A 733-nucleotide genomic window follows, 5' to 3' on the forward strand; every position below is an offset into this window, starting at 1 on the left:
CCCCGCCTCCGGCTCCCCGCACCGGCGGGAATCAGCCCGACAGGAATCAGCCCGACGGGAATCAGCCGGACAGGAATGAAATGATGGACTTTGCCCTCAAGGCTGCCGGGACCATCGGTGTTGAGCTGGTCCGGGGTCTTTTCGGGACGCAACGGAGGCGCCGTCGTCGTCGTTGGTAGGTCCGGCACGGTCATTGGGTAACGTAAGAGGGTGAATTCGTCCCGCCTGATCCGAGTCCTGGCCGCCTGGCTGGGCGGGCTCATGCTCGCGGTGGCGGCTGCAATCACTACCGTGACGCTGGTCAACACCCACGTCTACGGCCCCCACCAGCAGGTGGAAAGTTACCTTGAGGCGCTGCGCCAGGGTGAGGGAGAACGGGCGCTGGGGCTGCTGAACGCCACCGTTCCGGACGCCAACGCCGCGCTCCTCGACGGCCCTGCGCTGCAGCGGGCCACACGCGGAGTAGAGAATGTCGAGGTCGGCACGCCCCGGCCGGCAGGGGACAACCGGGTTGAGGTGGATGTCTCCTACACCATCGCCGATACCCAACACACCACGGCGTTCCTCCTCGAGAGGACCGGCACCGAGTGGCTTTTTTTCAACCGGTGGGAATTTGTGCCGTCCGCTTTGCCCACCCTGGAAGTCTCTGTGATCAACCAGAACGAGGCGACGCTCAACGGCACCCGTGTCCTGATGCCGGAAGGACGCAACCGCTTCGCCGTTTTCTACCCGG

General features: G+C 65.1%; 1 protein-coding gene and 1 pseudogene. One reads left to right on the top strand and one right to left on the bottom strand.

The window, feature by feature from the left end:
* The coding region (locus X803_RS22810; RefSeq protein ID WP_253907458.1) for a hypothetical protein at positions 1 to 188 on the bottom strand (188 nt) is incomplete at its 3' end.
* Between the two features lie 22 nt (positions 189 to 210).
* Between X803_RS22810 and X803_RS22305 the strand changes: the two are divergent.
* Positions 211 to 733 (top strand): annotated as a pseudogene (locus tag X803_RS22305) (hypothetical protein); the annotation flags it as partial.

Source organism: Arthrobacter sp. 35/47 (assembly GCF_000520475.1).
GTDB classification, from domain to species: domain Bacteria; phylum Actinomycetota; class Actinomycetes; order Actinomycetales; family Micrococcaceae; genus Arthrobacter_D; species Arthrobacter_D subterraneus.